This window comes from Paraburkholderia sp. J11-2 (assembly GCF_905220185.1).
Classification (GTDB): Bacteria; Pseudomonadota; Gammaproteobacteria; order Burkholderiales; family Burkholderiaceae; genus Paraburkholderia.
In genome coordinates, this window is sequence record NZ_CAJMYY010000146.1 from 1 (window position 1) to 271 (window position 271).

At 66.8% G+C, this 271-nt stretch carries 1 protein-coding gene; it reads right to left on the reverse strand.

Going from position 1 to position 271, the window contains the following annotated elements; genetic code table 11:
* A partial coding sequence (locus U5A57_RS41545; RefSeq protein WP_321918147.1) for a hypothetical protein occupies positions 1-271 on the reverse strand: 271 nt, incomplete at both ends.

Genomic DNA, 271 nt, shown 5'->3' on the forward strand with positions numbered 1-271 from the left:
ACCGTTCACCGCGTCGAGGCTCGACGCGCTCAGCGTGCCGTTCGCCACGTTGTGCAGCGCCACTGCCGAAGTGGCCGACGTGCCGCCCAGCGTGACCGAGTCGTGCGCCGACGAGTCGTACAGCACCGCGTCAGCCAGTTGACCGTTGATGTTCGTGATGTCGCCCGACAGGTCCGAAATGCTCTGGTTCGTCGCGTACAGCTGCGAGCCGTTCACCGCGTCGAGGCTCGACGCGCTCAGCGTGCCGTTCGCCACGTTGTGCAGTGCCACC